This window comes from Janibacter anophelis NBRC 107843 (assembly GCF_001570945.1).
Taxonomy (GTDB): Bacteria; Actinomycetota; Actinomycetes; order Actinomycetales; family Dermatophilaceae; genus Janibacter; species Janibacter anophelis.
In genome coordinates, this window is the sequence record NZ_BCSQ01000073.1 from 1 (window position 1) to 14294 (window position 14294).

Below are 14294 nucleotides of genomic sequence, written 5' to 3' on the forward strand. Positions count from 1 at the left end.
TGACGCCCTTCGCTCCGATGCTCCCGATGAGCTGGACTGGTTCTACGTCTCCCCCGCAGCACTCTTCGGCGCCTTCGCCCCCGGCGAGACCACCGGCAGCTACCGCCTGGGCGGCGACGAGCTCGTGACGACGGAGGACGGGACGTCGGAGATCTCCGGCACCGACTTCGCCCTCGCGTTCGTCGACGAGATCGAGCAGCGCAAGCACCCGCGCCAGCGGTTCACCGTCGCCCACTGACGCGCCGGAGGGCCGACGTCACCGCGTCCCGGCGTAGACCGCTCGCGTGACCGCGGTCTGCGTCGGCTTGCTCCCGTCGACCGACCGCTGCACCGTCCAGGCGTCGGAGTCGTCGTCGAAGGTGCCCTCGATCGTCTCCTGGGTCAGCAGCTCGGAGTCGTCCTCGCAGCCGTACCAGCTGAACCGGTTGTTCCAGTGCTTGCCGTGGTCGTGCGAGAGGACCGAGCACTTCACACCGTCGTCGAGCTCGACGTACATCGGGATCGGTCCGGTGTCGCGCTCGCGCATCTGACCGTCCCAGTTGTCGACCGTCGGTGAGGTGAAGCGGATCGCCATCTGCCCGCGCGGGTCGGTGATGCAGGTGGTCTTGCCGCCGTCCTCGTACGTGCACGCCTTGACGTTCGCCGCGGTCGGGCCACAGGTGAAGAGCTCGTCCTGCTCGGAGAACGAGGACTCGGTCAGGCCACCCGTCTCGCACAGGTCCTCCTTGACCTGCTCCACGGTCCAGCTGTCGTCCACCCAGACCGTGGCGATCTCGGTGGCCCCGCCGCCCGTCGCGTCACCGTCACTGGTGCTCGACGACGACGGTGCCGAACTCGTGGATGTCGTCGGTTCCGCTGACGTCGTGGTCGGCTCACCACTGCTCGTGGTGGTCGTCGTGGACTCGTGCGTCGTCGTGGTCTGGGAGGACGCGGTCGACGTCATGGTCGTCGTCTCCGGCTCGCTCGGGTCGCCGGACCCGCAGGCCGTCAGACCCACCGCCATGAGCGGGATGGTGATCCAGGTGATGCTGCGTCGCATGATGTGTGCCCCCTTCGTGCCGCGACCCCCTGTCGCGACGCGTCACCACGCTGCCCCGTGGGGACGCCCGATGCAAGGACCGTGACCCAGTCCAGACCGGGTCCGGGGTCACCGCGATGGCGAAGAGGGCTCCGCACCCGCGTCGTTCAACTCCTGGGCGCGCGCAGCTGTCGGCGGTAGCCCTCGGGGGTCAGGCCCGTCGCGCGACGGAAGTCCCGGGTCAGGTGCGACTGGTCGGCGTAGCCCAGCTCCGCGGCGATGGCACCGAGCTCGGCACCGGGGCGGGTCAGGGCGAGGGCCACCTCCTGGAGGCGGACGCGACGGCTGAGCCACTTGGGACCGTGCCCGAGCGTCTCGGTGCAGGCACGTTGAAGCGTGCGCTCGCTGGTCGCGAAGCGCTCGGCCAGCGTGGCACCGGTCCGGTGGTGCACCCGCGCACGCAGCTCGTCCAACACGGCGTTGGCCAGCAGGCCTGCCGCGGACGGGACCCGGTCGGTCAGCGCCTGCTCGATCGCACGGTCGGCGGCCCGTGCTCGAGCGACCGGGTCCGCGGCGGTGGCGATCGCACCCATGGTCCGGTGCAGCCGCGGATCCAGCTCGGGCGTCAACGACACGACGGTGTCCGCCAGGTGCTTGGGAGTGAGGTCACTGAGCACCGCCAGACCCGCGGGGCGCAGACGGATCGCGAAGACGTCCCCGCTCCCACGGACGGTGCGCCGCCACGCACGGCCGTGCACCCCGGTGACGAGCAACTCGCTGCGCTCCGACCCGGTCTCGAGCGTCACGGTCACGGCGGGCAGGTCGATGATCGGCTGGTCGAGCGCCTCGTCAGGCTCCAGGTCCCACGACACGTGCCAGTACTGGTCGACGACGGCCGACACCCCCGGGTCCGGGTCGATCCACCCGGCGGCATACCGCTCGAGCCGATCGGGGTAGAGCACACCGGACCGCTCTGTGTGCGCGATCGGTCGTTCCTCCCCGCCGCCGACGCTCATGTCTCCACTCTCCCCCTTCGGCCGGTGTCGATTTTGTTCTATCCCACGTCGGCCGGTGCTGTGAGGCTGCCGCTATGGGAAGCACGAACTACACCGGTACATTCATCCAGGTGGCCGACGACTGCCCGGTCGACGAGGCCGAGCCGCCGCCGGTCGGCGCCAAGGGCCCGACGGTGGCGGCCCTGCAGCACTCCCTCCTCGCCGAGCGTCCCTACGAGCTCACGAGCGACGACGTGCTCTTCGAGGTGCACGCCATCCGGCAGGAGGTCCCCGAAGCCGATCGCTCGAGTGCGCGGGAGGCCTTCTTCGCCAAGGACCAGGCCTGCCTGCGCTCGTCACCGCTGGGCAAGAGGTACGGCTGGGGCATCCACCACGACGGCGAAGGGCGGGTGGCTCTCGTGCCGCTCGGTTCGGACGAGTACGCGGCCATCGCCGCGGACCCCGACACCAAGCAGCTCAAGGCGATGCGCTCGAAGCGCGCCTGACCTACTCAAGTGCGGTGCACCGGGTGGCGGGTCTCAAGGCTTCGACCGCGGACGGCCTCAGCACCTCGACCCACGTCGTCCCTCTACGGTGGGCGCGTGACCGACCACCAGGACTCCCCCGGAGCTGCAGGTCAGCTCGCCTCGATCCTTTTGCGCGCCGCTGTTCTAGCGCTCGTGGCGGTCGCGATCGCCCTGGTCCTCTCCCTCGTCGGTGGAGGCCTGCGGGCCGTCGCGCTGGGTGCCCTGCTCGTCCTCGGGCTCGTCTGTGGCACTGCCTTCGTCTGGGCGGCCCGCGACACCCGCCGGTCACCGAGCAGCTGGCTCGTCCTCGTGAGGTGGGGCCTCGTCAGCGCCATCGCGGCCGCCGGCTACGTGACGGCCGGGCTGGTCGCACCGGGCAGCTACGGGGCGGAGATGCCGCTGCTGACGGTCATCGGCCTGGCGATCGTGCTCGCCACCGTGCTGGTGCTCGTTCCGGCAGCCCTGGGGACCGCGTGGGCCACCGTCCGTCAGGCGACGAAGTCCGGCCACCCCGCGTCGAGGTAGTCGACGAAGGTCTCGCTGACCCGCTCGCGGTGCAGGTGCTCGCGGGTCACCGGCAGCGGCGCCATGGCGAAGGCGTGGTCGTCGGCGGAGCGCTTCGGGAAGTCGTGGTGCACGATCGCCGCGCGGCCGATGTCGACGAAGTCGGCCCCCTTCGACAGGCACCAGCGCGCCTGCTGCGCGGAGCGGATCTTGCCCGCCACACCCAGCCGCGTGTCGCCGCGCTCGAGGTCGGTGAAGGCGTCGATGAGCAGGTCGCCCTCGTCGTCGACGGTCAGGAAGGCGTCCCACAGCGACATGTCGAGGTAGTCGACGAGCCCGGAGTCGAGGACCTGCTGGGCGACGGCGACGCCTTCGTCGAGGACGATGCCGTTGCCCTGCGGGGTGAGCCGGAGCCCGACCTGGAAGTCGGGGCCCGTGCGCTCGCGGATCCCGCGGAGGACCTCGAAGAGCATCCGCGAGCGGTCCTCGAGCGACCCGCCGTAGCCGTCGGTGCGATGGTTGTGGCGTCCGTCGAGGAACTGGCAGATGAGGTAGCCGTGCGCGCCGTGCACCTCCACGCCGTCGAAACCGGACCGCTCCGCCCGCTGCGCCCCGACGACGAAGTCTTCGACCGCCTGCTGCACCTCCCCCGTGGACAGAGCACGCGTCCCCTTGTCCGGGTCGTCCCACGGCGCGACAGTGGGTATGCCGGTGACGTCCGAGTCGGCACGGCGGCCGGCATGGTGCAGCTGGACGGACGAGACGCTGCCGGCGGCGCGGATGCCGTCGGCCAGGCGGGTCAGGCCCTCCAGGTGCCTCTCGTCGCTGATCCCGAGCTGACCCGCCCAGGCCTGCCCCGCGGGCGCCACGTAGGTCGCGCAGGTCATCGTCAGGCCGAACCCTCCTTCGGCCCGGGCCACGAGCCAGCGGTACTCGTCCTGCGACAGCGTGCCGTCCGCGTGGCTCTGGGTGTTGGTGAGCGGGGCGAGGGCGAGCCGGTTGGCCCAGGCGGGACCGTGGGCCAGGTCGAGGCGGTCATGGAGGGTCATGGCGCCATCCTCGCAAGGCGCCGTCGCAGCGCCGCACGAAGGTCAAGATCTGGTGACGACCGCAGGACACGAGCCAGTCGGAGTGCCCGCGGCATGTATCGGTGTCACGGTGAAGGCATGGATCTCTCTTGGACCGTCGTGACGGTCGTCGGCCTCGTCTCCGTGGCGGGGCTCCCCTTCGTGATGGCGTGGGTCGAGCGGGTGCTCATGACCGGCCCGACACACGTCAAGCAACCACCCCGCTGACGAAGCTCCCTTCGCCCCACCGACGCCACCGGTGGGGCGATGCCCGCAACCCCCACGCCTTCGCTGGCTGACGTGCGAGGCCGCCGGCGCCTACGCTGGCTGACGTGCGAGGCCGCCGGCGCCTACGCTGGCTGAGGTGCGAGGCCGCCCGCGCCTACGCTGGCTGAGGTGCGAGGCCGCCCGCGGCCGAGCCTCGAAGCCCCCGAGACCCCCGACCTACTCCGGCAGCATCCCGAGGATGTCTGCGAACTGGTAGAGCGCCAGCCCGGTGACCACGAGGAAGATCAGGACGCCGAGGACGGTGGCGATTGCGGCTGGCCTTCCACGCCGCGGACGAGGCGAGTTCCTTCCAGCGCCCCTGGGGTCCGCGCGACCGCGAGATCTGGGAGCACCTCGCCGACGGCGACCGTGCCGGCGCCGAGCACCTCCTGCGCGACTACCTGCGCGACTCCGAGCTGGCGGTCCTCGACCTGGTCCGCCGACAGACCACCCACCGTTAGGAGCCCTGATGAACCTCACCGAAGCCGCCTACCAGTCCGACCCCGGCGGCCCCCTCGACGTCGACCGCGAGCTGTACGGCCGGATCGGTTCGATGACCGAAGGGCGTGAGCTCGTCGATTCCTTCACCATCCCGATCCGGAGTGGTCGGGCGTGGGAGGTGCCGACCGGGCACGTCTGCCGGATCGTCACCATCGAGGGCCCGCAGGTCGCTGACCTCAACCTGTGGAACCTCCACGACCCCCGCGAGCGCCTGTGGGCCTCCCGCACCCGGCAGCTGCAGGCGGCGCACGTGTCGGTCTTCGACCGGCTCTGGTCGACCCTGCCCTTCCTCCGTCCGCTCGTGACGATCACCGGCGACTCGCTGGCGGACTACGGCGTCGACGACGAAGGGGGGCGCGTCCACGACCTGCTCGGCACCCGGTGCGACCCCTACGTCAACCAGATGCTCAACGACGCGCCCTTCGACTACCACTGCCACTCCAACCTCACCCGCGCGGTGCGGCCGTGGCACCTGACGGAGTTCGACGTGCACGACGTGCTCAACGTCTTCCAGTGCACGGGGCTGAACGAGCAGGACCAGTACTTCATGAAGACCTGCCCGGCGAAGCAGGGTGACTACTTCGAGTTCTTCGCCGAGATCGACATCCTCGCGGCGCTGTCGACCTGCCCGGGTGGGGATCTCTCAGTGCCGATGTTCGGTCCTGAGGCCGGTGACACGGAGGCGGTCTGCCGCCCGCTCGGCATCGAGGTGTACAAGGTGCCGGATGAGGCCCTGGCCGGCTGGGAGTCACCGCAGCGGGCTGCGTACTCCCGGGACCACGGCCTCGCCGCCCGCCCCTGGGCCTGATCTCGACGCTGGCCGAGGTGCGACGAAGGAGCCTCGAGGCCAACGCTGGCCGAGCCTCGAAGCCCCAGACTCGGCACCAACCACGGACGCCCCAGCGTGTCGTACTGCAGTTCATCAAGGGACCAACGAGGAATGGCGGCCCCCGGGGTCCTCTGACACCGAACTGCAGTACGACACGCCGTCCCGGTAGGGCCTGTGGACAGTCGAGATGCGAAGTCGCCAGAAATCGCTAGCGTTGTCGACGTTCTTGGGGGGTGACCAACGGACGCGCCCCGCCGTCGACGAAAGCGAAGATCGTGCAGTTCACGCGTGGAGCAGCAGTCCTGGCCGCCGCGGCCCTCGTCACCGGCGGTCTGACCGCGTGCGGTGAGGACGAGCCTGTCGACCCGACCTCGTCGAGCACCGTCTCCCCCCTGCCCGGTGACACAAAGTCCTCTGCTTCCACCTCGACGGCCCAGCCCAGCAGTTCCAGCACGCAGTCGAGCAGTGAGTCCTCCAGCAGCGGCGACGTGGCACCACTCCCCGATGCGGCCCAGGAACAGACGAAGGAAGGCGCTATCGCCTTCAACGAATTCTTCGAGCTCCAGATGGGGGAAGCTCTCAAGACTGGTGAGACGGCAACCATCAAGGAGTACTCGTCGAATTGCGCCCCGTGCGATGAGTATGTGCGCATTACGGAGGCCAACGCCGCAAAGGGCACCAAGATGAACATCAACCCGAACAAGGTGCGCGACCTTTCGGCCTCTGAACGCTCAGATGGGGGCTACAAGGTGACTTTGACGGTCGACGCTGCCCAGTATCACGAGGTTCTTAAGGATGGCTCAGCCGGTCGGACAGCTGACGCGGTCTCGTACACGCTCACGACGAACACTCAATGGGAAAAGGGCCACTGGGTCATTCGCGACTCAGTGAGAATCCAGTGAGCAACTTCAAAGCGGGAAGGGCCCTAGGGGCGGCTGCCGCGGCCTGTCTCCTGCTGATGACGTTCCTAGCTTTCAGCTCGACTCTTCAGGCCGAGCCCACGACTCCGCCGTCTTCGACGTCGCCACCTCCACCGCCTTCGTCGCCACCTCCACCGACCACGACGACCGAGCCCCCGCCGGGTGGAGAGATGAGCAATCAAGGCATCGGAGCCCGTGCCGCTACCGGTCGAGACGTTTCGGGGTCACCAGCGCATGGGAACCCGTCCACTGCCGACTCGGTAAGTTCCACACGCCCTGACGGGCCCAAGGCACCCAGCGACCGAGCCCAGACACCAAATATCAAGAATGCTTCCAAGGACATGCCCAAGGTCGAGATCCGCACCGAAGGCTGCACGGACATGTCCCTCGAGCAGTGCCGGCAGGGTCGCACGGCCTGCCTGACCGCCGCAGGAGGCGCGGCGGCCTTCGAACCTCCCACACTGTCCTGGATTCAGGTCGACGGTGGCCCGTGGATCTACCACGGCCTGACCTGTGGACCGCCGACCACGATCACGCTGCCCGGAGCCGGAGGCGGCACCGTGACTATCGAGCCTCCCCCGGTCCCCACCCTCGCCCAGATCCAGACGGCCTTCCGCGAGCTCCCCTTCAGCAAGCCCTCCATCTCGGTCGAGCCCAAGGGAATGAAGACCCTCAAGAACCTCAAGACCTTCTACGCGGCCGACTGGCCCGACAACAGCGGCCTGCAGCCGGGCGAGATCAGCAAGCCCGTCAAGCTGCTGTCCTGGACGATCGACTTCAAGGTCGCCGCCCAGGACTACCGCTATGACTTCGGCGACGGCACCACTTCCGAGTGGACCACCAGCACCGGCGGCTCCTACCCCGAGGGCGACGTCACCCACACGTACAAGGGCACCGGCGACATGGACATCAAGGTCGATGCCCGCCTCACCGGCGAGTACCGCGTCAACGGCGGCCCGTGGCAGGACATCGCCACCACTGCCGACCTGCAGGACGAGCCGGTCGACACCCTCCAGGTCCTTGGCACCAAGACCCGCCTGGTCAGCGACGAGGGCTGACCCGACCGCAAAAGGTGCCGGCGCGCTCCCTTCGCTCGCCGGCACCCGCCAAAACACCTCAGCCGTCGGTGCGGAAGGCCCCGAAGACCTCGTACATGTAGTCCGTGCCCTGCTCGAGCGCCTCGACGAAGATCCGCTCGTTGTTGCCGTGCATCCCGATCAGCTGTTCGTTGCTGATGACGTACGGGTACACGCCGTATCCGGGCACTCCCTTCGCCCGCCACGGCCCCAAGGCTCGTCCCGGCCTCGAAGAGCGCGGGAGTGAACGGCGTGTCCTCGTACGTCGCCTCGGACGCGTCGGACAGCGCGCGCCACAGGTCCGTGTCGAGGTCGGCCGGCGGCGTCTCCCACGTCTCGTCGAGCCGGGCGAGCGCCTCCTCCTCGCTCTCCCCGTCGTTGCCCACGACCACGACCTCGACGTCACGGTCCTTGAGCAGCTCGCGGACCGCGGCGACGAACTCACGCGGCTTCTCACCGCCGGGGATGCCGCGGCAGTTGACGCGGGTCGTGCCCTCGCTCGGGATGACGTTTTCCTTGTATCCCGACTCTTGGATGACGAAGGCGTGCGTGGTGCGCAGCAGCGCCCGGTGCAGGTACGGGTAGTCCGACAGCCGCTCGACGAGCCGGGCCGCGCGCTCACGCGAGCGCTGGCTCTTCGCCTTGAGCATCAGCCGGATCGCCTTGGCGAAGCCGGCGTCACTCGTCGCGTCGGCGAGCGCCGAGAAGTACTCCCGCGTCACGTCGGTCAGGTGCACCGGCGCCGACCAGTCCCCCAGCTCGCTGATCGCCCGCGACACCTTGACGATCGCGGAGTCGTCCGGCATCGGCTTCGACGAGTGCGTGGCCGTGCCCGTGGCGACGAGGTCGAGGTTGAAATACACGTTGTCCTGGCGCGTGGCGGTGATGACCATCGGCGTGGTCTTGTCGCTCTGCGCGAGGAACCACCCGCCCTCGGTCAGCACGCTCCCGGCGTCGATCTTGTCCCAGTGGTTCTCCGCCAGCCACCGCGACCCGTAGCTACCTGCTTCCTCGTCGCAGTCGGTGAGCACGATGATGTCGCGGTCCAACTCGGCTCCCTCGTCGAGGTGCCGCAGCAGCGCGCTGATCATCGCCGAGTTGGCGCCCTTCATGTCCAGCGCTCCGCGGCCGTAGATCTCGCCGTCGACGACCTCCCCGGCGAAGGGGTCGACGTCCCAGTTCTCCTCCTCCACCGGCACGACGTCCGAGTGGCCGAGGATGAGCAGCGGCTCCTCCGCCCCCGTCCCGGGGATCCGTGCGATGAGGTGGACATTGTCCGGCTGCGGCGTGTCGATGATCTCCACGGGCACACCGGCCCGCTCCCACACCGCCTTGAGCATCTCGGCGTGCGGCCGGGTGTTGCCGCCCTCGCCGTGGTTCTGCGTGTCGTACGACAGCATCCGCTTGAGCAGGTCCAGCGGATCCATGTCGGCGGCGGGGATCGCCGCTCCGGTCAGATTGGACGAAGGGGAGGACGAGCGAGCGAAGGCACCGGTGCCCTGGGCGGTGGCGACCCCCACGACGGCGACGCCCACGCCTCCGAGGAAGGCGCGGCGCGGCAGTGGGCGGGGGGTCTCGTCGGATGGGTTGTGCATGGGACGACTCCTTTGTCGGTGGTCCGCGCAGGCTTTCGCCGAGCACCATTGCGCCCCAAGGGTGACCGCTCGGTAGTGAGGCGAGCGGTGCCCCCTTCGCGACCGGCGGCCGGGCGCTCCGCACAACCTGACCCGGCCGCGACCACCCCCTGACCTGCCCCTGACCCGCCTACCTGTTGCGCCGCGCGATCGCCGTCGACAGCACCGCGGCGAAGGCAGTCCAGGCGGCATACGGCAGGAGCGCCCACCGCACCCGACCACCGGCCGCCCCGGCCCGCCTGGCCAGGTCGGCCGAGCTGGCCGCGAGCACGACCGCCTCACCCGCCGCCAGGGCCGGTCGACGCACCCGCCAGAAGACAACGCTCCACCCCGTGTTGAGCACGAGGTTGGTCCACAGCGCCCTCCGGTACCGAGCCGCCTCCTCGGCCCGCCCCTCGTCCTCGAGCCGCGTGAGCGTCGCGATCGACGTCGCGGCGATGTCGAGGTACAGCGGGGTCCAGACGAGGGGGAAGGCGAGCTTCGGCGGCTGCCACGACGGCAGGTCCAGCGAGCGGTACCACCGGCTGTCCGGCTGGGTCGCGAGCGTCCCGAGTCCGGCGCTCGCCACCGTCGCGGCCGTCACCGTCAGCACGTCCCGCAGCGCGTGGTCCGGACGCGTGCCGCGCATCGCCCGCCGCACCGCGTCGTCGAACCCCACGAGCCCACCGTCGGGCAGACCCACGAGCTCGTCGAGATCGTGCTCGCGCCGCACCACCTCGTGCACGAGGCTGCCGACGAGCGGCTTGGCGACGTCCTCGGGCACCGGCGTCACGAGCCCCACCCAGTGGCTCGCCAGCCACGGCGTGAGCACCGGGACCCCCAGGACCACCCGGCGTCGCAGCCCGGTCACCGCGGCGAAGCGCTGGATCATCTGCTCGTACGTCAGCACCTCCGGACCACCGATGTCGAAGCTGCGGTTGACCTCCGCCGGCAGCCGCGCTGCCCCCACGAGGTAGTGCAGCGCGTCGTCGACGGCGATCGGCTGGATCCGGTTGCGCAGCCACTTGGGCGCGATCATGACGGGCAGCCGCTCGGTGAGGTAGCGCAGCATGTCGAAGGAGACCGACCCGTCCCCCAGCACGACCGCCGCCTGCAGCACCGCAGCCGGCACCGGCGACTCGAGGAAGACCTCACCCACCTCGACCCGGGAGGCCAGGTGTACCGACAGGTCCGCGCCCTCGGGGTGCAGCCCGCCGAGGTAGACGATGCGATCGACCCCGGCGACGGCCGCCGCACCCGCGAAGCCCTCGGCGAGCCGCCGGTCGCGCCGCGCCAGGTCGCCCCCGCCGTCCATCGAGTGCACGAGGTAGTACGCGACGTCGACCCCGTCGAGGGCGCGCCGCACGTCCTGCACCTCCCCCACGTCACCCTCGACGACGTCGACCCGTGCACCCCAGTCGTGCTCGCGCACCCTCGCCTCGGACCGGGAGAGCACGCGCACGGTCCAACCCTCGTCGAGCAGGCGCGGCACGAGCAACCCACCGATGTAGCCGGTGGCGCCGGTGACGAGCGCCGTCCCGGGTTCGCTGCCGGGGGCGAAGGGAGTGTCCGCGGACGTGGTCATGGGTTCACCTCAGGAGGTCGAGAGTGGATGGCAGGAGGAAGAGCATCGAGCTGGACCAGATGACGTGCGTGATGATCGGCGCGAGCACGCCGCCGGTGACCCGGCGCTGGGCACCGGTGAGCAGGCCGAGCAGGAGCGCGGCGAAGGTGAGCATGAGGTTGCCGGTCGCCGCGGTGACCAGCCCGTAGACGACGGTCGTCACGGCGACGGCGTGCCGCTGCACCGCGGCGAAGAGCGCCCCGCGGAAGAAGAGCTCCTCGGCGACCCCGGTGACGACGGTGATCGCCCAGACGAGCGGCAGCGAGCCGTAGCGGGCGTGGTCGAGCACGTCGTCGACCCGCTCGGCGAGCCACGGCACGGCCCCCACGACGACGGCCCCTGCGAGGAAGAGCGCCACCATGAGCACCGCGAGCGCGACCGGCTGGACCACCGGACGGGCCAAGCCCTCCTCACGCGTGTGCGCCCACCCGACGTGCAGCCGGCCGGCCGCCAGTCCCCCGACGGCCCAGACGAGCGCCAGCACGAGTCCGCCGACGTAGAAGCGGTCGTCGCCCGGCTCGATCCGCAGCGTCACGCCGAGCACGACGGCCCCGACGACCAGCGTCACGAGCGTGACGAGCTGCCGCCGACGCAGCACCGCCGGGCTCTCCGCGTGGTCGCGCGGCACCGGCTCGACGAGCGCGGCCGCGACGAAGGCCCGCAGCTCCCGGACGGGGCGGAGCGTCACGAGGAGCGGGCCAGCCTGGCCGTGATCGTCGTCCACACGCGCTCGGGCAGCAGCCGGGCGACCTTCATCGTCACCGCCATGCGGCGGGGGAAGACGACCTCCACCTTGTCCTCCTCGATCCCGTCGGCGATCCACATGGCCGCCTCCTCGGGTTCGATGATGAAGGGCATGGGGAAGGAATTGGTCTCGGTCATCTCGGTGCGCACGAAGCCCGGGCAGACCGTGGTGACCCGGACGTCCTTCTTCGCGAGCGAGGCCCGCATGGACTGCAGCAGGTTGATCTGTGCCGCCTTGGTCGCACCGTACGCCTCCGACCCGGACAGCCCCCGGTAGCCGGCGACCGAGGCGATGCCCACGAGGTGCCCGTGGCGGGCGGCGACCATCTGCGGCAGGGTCGCCGAGATGACGTTGCCCAGCCCGATGAGGTTGACCGCCACGTGCTTGTCGAACTCCTCGGGCAACCACTCGTCGGCCGTGTAGGTGTGCCAGTACCCCGCGGCGTGGACGACGGTGTCGATGGGTCCGATGGCGGCGCGCACCTCGTCGGCCGCGCGCCGCGTCTCCTCGGCGTCGGTGACGTCGAGCGTCACGGTCGCGAAGCGACCCTGCGAGACCTCCTCGAGCCGCTCCACCCGGCGGGCGCTGATCGCGATGATCGCCCCGCGCCGGTGCAGCTCCTCCGCGAGGGTCGCGCCGATGCCGCTCGAGGCGCCGACGACCCAGATCCGCTGCCCGACGAGGCTGCTCATGCCGCCACCCCCCGCTCGAGCCGGATCTGCGCCACGTCGAGGTAGTCGGCGGCGAAGCCCGCCTCGCAGTACGCGAGGTAGAACTCCCACCGTCGGCGGAAGGTCTCGTCGAAGCCCGCCCCCGCGATCCGCGGCCACTCGGCGAGGAAGGTCTGCCGCCACCGCCGCAGCGTCTCGGCGTAGTCGCGGCCGAAGCGGCTCGTCGACGTCACCCGCAACGTGGTGTGCTGGGCGGTCGTCTCCTCGATCGCCTCGGCCGACGGGATGAGCCCGCCGGGGAAGATGTGCTTCTGGATCCACCCGTAGGAGCGTCGCGTCGCGAGGTAGCGCTCGTGCGACATGAGGATCGCCTGGATCGCGGCGGCCCCTCCGGGCGCGAGCAGGTCGTCGATCGCGCGGAAGTAGGTCGGCCAGTACTCCTCACCGACCGCCTCGATCATCTCGACGCTGACGATCGCGTCGAACTGCCCCTGCACCTCGCGGTAGTCCTGGAGCCGCACGGAGATCCGGTCGGCCAGGCCAGCGGCCGCGATGCGCTCCCTGGCCAGCTCGGCCTGCTCCCGCGACAGCGTGATCGTCGTGACCTGCGCGCCCCGGCGTGCGGCGGCGATCGCGAGCGACCCCCAGCCGGTCCCGATCTCGAGGACGCGCGAGCCCTCGCACACCCCGGCGGTGTCGAGGACCGCCTCGATCTTCGCCGCCTGGGCCTCCTCGAGGCTCTGCTCCGCGAGCGGCCGCGAGCGGTCGAAGAGCGCGGAGCTGTAGCTGAGCGTCTCGTCGAGGAAGGCCTCGAAGAGCTCATTGCTCAGGTCGTAGTGCGCCTCGATGTTGGTCCGCGACCCGAGGAGCGTGTTGCGCGTCGAGGTCGGGATGCGCCGGTCGACGACCCGCCGCCACCGGGCCAGTCCCGGGGGCACGAGGGTCGTCATCCGCTGGGCGAAGGGCAGCAGCGCGTCGGCCAGGTCGGTCCCGGGCGCGGCGTCCCAGTCACCGGCCATGTAGCCCTCGCCGAGCCCGATCTTCGGGTGGTGGGCCATCCGCTCGAAGAGCGCGGTCGGCCGCAGGATGCGCAGCGTCGGCGCGGCCGGGTCGTCACCGGCACCACCGAGCCAGGTGCCGTCGGGCATCGTCACCCGCACCGGCGCCCGCCGCAGGACGGCGGCGAGGATCGGGCGGGCCAGGTGGGCCCGCAGGCACCACGGGCGCAGGGAGGGGCGCCGCAGGCACAGCGGCTGGTCGAGGGCGGGGGCTGTGGTCATCGGACGTGCTCCTGTGGGTGTGGAGTGCGGGGCTGGATGGGCAGGCGTCGCGTCCACAGCCGGATGCCGTGGATGCGGATGAGCGCGCTGACGCGCCAGGTCATGAGCAGATGGCGAAGGGCGGTGCCCACGACCGCGGCGTCCGTCGCCGCACGCGGCACACCGGTCGTCGTCGCGGTGAGCACCCGGGCGCCGTCGCGGTCGAGGCCGACGGTCACGGTGACCCGCTCGGGGTCGAGCCGCAGCGAGACCGCGTACTCCCCCTCGGTGTCGTTGAACGGCGAGACGTAGAAGGCCTTGTCCGTCCGCGCGCGACCGCTCGCGTCGACGTCGAGCAGGTAGGCGTGCCGCTCGCCGTAGGTGTTGTGCACCTCGAAGACGCAGGCCCGCAGTCGCCCGTCGGGCGCGAGGCACCAGTACACGGTGAGCGGGTCGAAGACGTGCCCGAGCACCCGCGCGTGCGCGAGCATGACGACCCGGTCGTCGGCCTCGAGCTGCACGCCGCGGTGGGCGAGGAAGCGCTCGAGGTCGCCGCGGATCCCACCGCCGAGACGACCGCCGTCGAGGTGGTCGCGGGCCTCGATGCGGGTCAGCGCCCGCAAGGGCCCGCGGTGCCGCGGCAGGTCGTCGACGTCGACGAGCCACTGGTAGTGGCGG

15 protein-coding genes and 2 pseudogenes are annotated in these 14294 nt (G+C 70.6%); 8 read left to right on the forward strand and 9 right to left on the reverse strand.

The genetic code is table 11. The annotated features are described in order from the left end of the window. Positions 1-238, forward strand: a pseudogene (locus tag JAN01S_RS14860) (NAD-dependent epimerase); the annotation flags it as partial. A gap of 18 nt (positions 239-256) precedes the next feature. Here JAN01S_RS14860 and JAN01S_RS16970 read toward each other — a convergent pair. Together JAN01S_RS16970 and JAN01S_RS14875 are read right to left on the reverse strand one after the other, a co-directional pair. Next, positions 257-1039, reverse strand: a complete 783-nt coding sequence (locus JAN01S_RS16970) for a hypothetical protein (protein WP_157075787.1) — start codon at positions 1037-1039, stop codon at positions 257-259. A gap of 146 nt (positions 1040-1185) precedes the next feature. After that, complete coding sequence (locus JAN01S_RS14875) at positions 1186-2034, reverse strand: helix-turn-helix domain-containing protein (RefSeq protein ID WP_068319387.1); 849 nt, start codon at positions 2032-2034, stop codon at positions 1186-1188. 74 nt (positions 2035-2108) lie between these two features. Between JAN01S_RS14875 and JAN01S_RS14880 the strand changes: the two genes are divergently transcribed. Next, positions 2109-2519 carry a DUF6157 family protein gene (locus JAN01S_RS14880; RefSeq protein WP_068319388.1) on the forward strand — a complete coding sequence of 137 codons (411 nt, stop codon included), beginning with the start codon at positions 2109-2111 and terminating at the stop codon, positions 2517-2519. A gap of 96 nt (positions 2520-2615) precedes the next feature. After that, the gene (locus tag JAN01S_RS14885) at positions 2616-3065 is read left to right on the forward strand and encodes a hypothetical protein (RefSeq protein WP_157075788.1); all 450 of its coding nucleotides are present in this window, start codon (positions 2616-2618) and stop codon (positions 3063-3065) included. Here JAN01S_RS14885 and JAN01S_RS14890 read toward each other — a convergent pair. Beyond that, positions 3029-4093, reverse strand: a complete 1065-nt coding sequence (locus tag JAN01S_RS14890) for an NADH:flavin oxidoreductase (protein WP_068319390.1) — start codon at positions 4091-4093, stop codon at positions 3029-3031. The genes JAN01S_RS14885 and JAN01S_RS14890 overlap by 37 nt on opposite strands. 117 nt (positions 4094-4210) lie before the next feature. Between JAN01S_RS14890 and JAN01S_RS17695 the strand changes: the two genes are divergently transcribed. The 5 genes from JAN01S_RS17695 (at position 4211) to JAN01S_RS14910 (ending at position 7686) form a co-directional block, all read left to right on the forward strand. Beyond that, entirely contained in the window at positions 4211-4339 is a 129-nt protein-coding gene (locus tag JAN01S_RS17695; protein ID WP_280513191.1) for a hypothetical protein, read from the forward strand. Between the two features lie 308 nt (positions 4340-4647). Beyond that, positions 4648-4839, forward strand: a complete 192-nt coding sequence (locus tag JAN01S_RS14895; RefSeq protein ID WP_068319391.1) for a hypothetical protein — start codon at positions 4648-4650, stop codon at positions 4837-4839. Positions 4840-4847: 8 nt separating this feature from the next. Continuing rightward, a complete protein-coding gene (locus tag JAN01S_RS14900; protein WP_068319392.1) occupies positions 4848-5687 on the forward strand; it encodes an urea carboxylase-associated family protein in 840 nt (279 codons plus the stop codon). A gap of 254 nt (positions 5688-5941) precedes the next feature. Beyond that, on the forward strand, positions 5942-6610 hold the full coding sequence (locus tag JAN01S_RS14905; RefSeq protein ID WP_157075789.1) for a DUF6318 family protein: 669 nt from the start codon (positions 5942-5944) through the stop codon (positions 6608-6610). A 359-nt stretch (positions 6611-6969) separates the two neighbouring features. Next, on the forward strand, positions 6970-7686 hold the full coding sequence (locus tag JAN01S_RS14910; RefSeq protein WP_068319394.1) for a hypothetical protein: 717 nt from the start codon (positions 6970-6972) through the stop codon (positions 7684-7686). Positions 7687-8021: 335 nt separating this feature from the next. On the opposite strand, the pseudogene JAN01S_RS16740 reads toward JAN01S_RS14910, so the two are convergent. The 6 genes and pseudogenes from JAN01S_RS16740 to JAN01S_RS14950 form a co-directional block, all read right to left on the reverse strand. Further along, a pseudogene (locus JAN01S_RS16740) lies at positions 8022-9530 on the reverse strand (M20/M25/M40 family metallo-hydrolase); the annotation flags it as partial. Then, positions 9469-10902, reverse strand: coding sequence for a tryptophan-rich sensory protein (locus JAN01S_RS14930; RefSeq protein WP_068319398.1), 1434 nt, complete (start codon positions 10900-10902; stop codon positions 9469-9471). The pseudogene JAN01S_RS16740 and the gene JAN01S_RS14930, both read right to left, overlap by 62 nt. 4 nt (positions 10903-10906) lie before the next feature. Next, entirely contained in the window at positions 10907-11629 is a 723-nt protein-coding gene (locus tag JAN01S_RS14935; RefSeq protein ID WP_068319406.1) for a CPBP family intramembrane glutamic endopeptidase, read from the reverse strand. Beyond that, positions 11626-12378: an SDR family NAD(P)-dependent oxidoreductase gene (locus JAN01S_RS14940; protein ID WP_068319399.1), complete on the reverse strand. Its 753-nt coding sequence runs from the start codon at positions 12376-12378 to the stop codon at positions 11626-11628. The genes JAN01S_RS14935 and JAN01S_RS14940 overlap by 4 nt, the downstream gene beginning before the upstream one ends. Beyond that, positions 12375-13637, reverse strand: a complete 1263-nt coding sequence (locus JAN01S_RS14945) for an SAM-dependent methyltransferase (RefSeq protein WP_068319402.1) — start codon at positions 13635-13637, stop codon at positions 12375-12377. The genes JAN01S_RS14940 and JAN01S_RS14945 overlap by 4 nt, the downstream gene beginning before the upstream one ends. Beyond that, a partial coding sequence (locus tag JAN01S_RS14950; RefSeq protein ID WP_068319404.1) for a DUF1365 domain-containing protein occupies positions 13634-14294 on the reverse strand: 661 nt, incomplete at its 5' end. The genes JAN01S_RS14950 and JAN01S_RS14945, both read right to left, overlap by 4 nt.

Coding starts and splice junctions, on each gene's coding strand:
- JAN01S_RS16970 (WP_157075787.1), bottom strand. CDS start 1,039: ATGCGACGCAGCATCACCTGGATCACCATCCCGCTCATGGCGGTGGGT.
- JAN01S_RS14875 (WP_068319387.1), bottom strand. CDS start 2,034: ATGAGCGTCGGCGGCGGGGAGGAACGACCGATCGCGCACACAGAGCGG.
- JAN01S_RS14880 (WP_068319388.1), top strand. CDS start 2,109: ATGGGAAGCACGAACTACACCGGTACATTCATCCAGGTGGCCGACGAC.
- JAN01S_RS14890 (WP_068319390.1), bottom strand. CDS start 4,093: ATGACCCTCCATGACCGCCTCGACCTGGCCCACGGTCCCGCCTGGGCC.
- JAN01S_RS17695 (WP_280513191.1), top strand. CDS start 4,211: ATGGATCTCTCTTGGACCGTCGTGACGGTCGTCGGCCTCGTCTCCGTG.
- JAN01S_RS14900 (WP_068319392.1), top strand. CDS start 4,848: ATGAACCTCACCGAAGCCGCCTACCAGTCCGACCCCGGCGGCCCCCTC.
- JAN01S_RS14910 (WP_068319394.1), top strand. CDS start 6,970: ATGCCCAAGGTCGAGATCCGCACCGAAGGCTGCACGGACATGTCCCTC.
- JAN01S_RS14930 (WP_068319398.1), bottom strand. CDS start 10,902: ATGACCACGTCCGCGGACACTCCCTTCGCCCCCGGCAGCGAACCCGGG.
- JAN01S_RS14940 (WP_068319399.1), bottom strand. CDS start 12,378: ATGAGCAGCCTCGTCGGGCAGCGGATCTGGGTCGTCGGCGCCTCGAGC.
- JAN01S_RS14945 (WP_068319402.1), bottom strand. CDS start 13,637: ATGACCACAGCCCCCGCCCTCGACCAGCCGCTGTGCCTGCGGCGCCCC.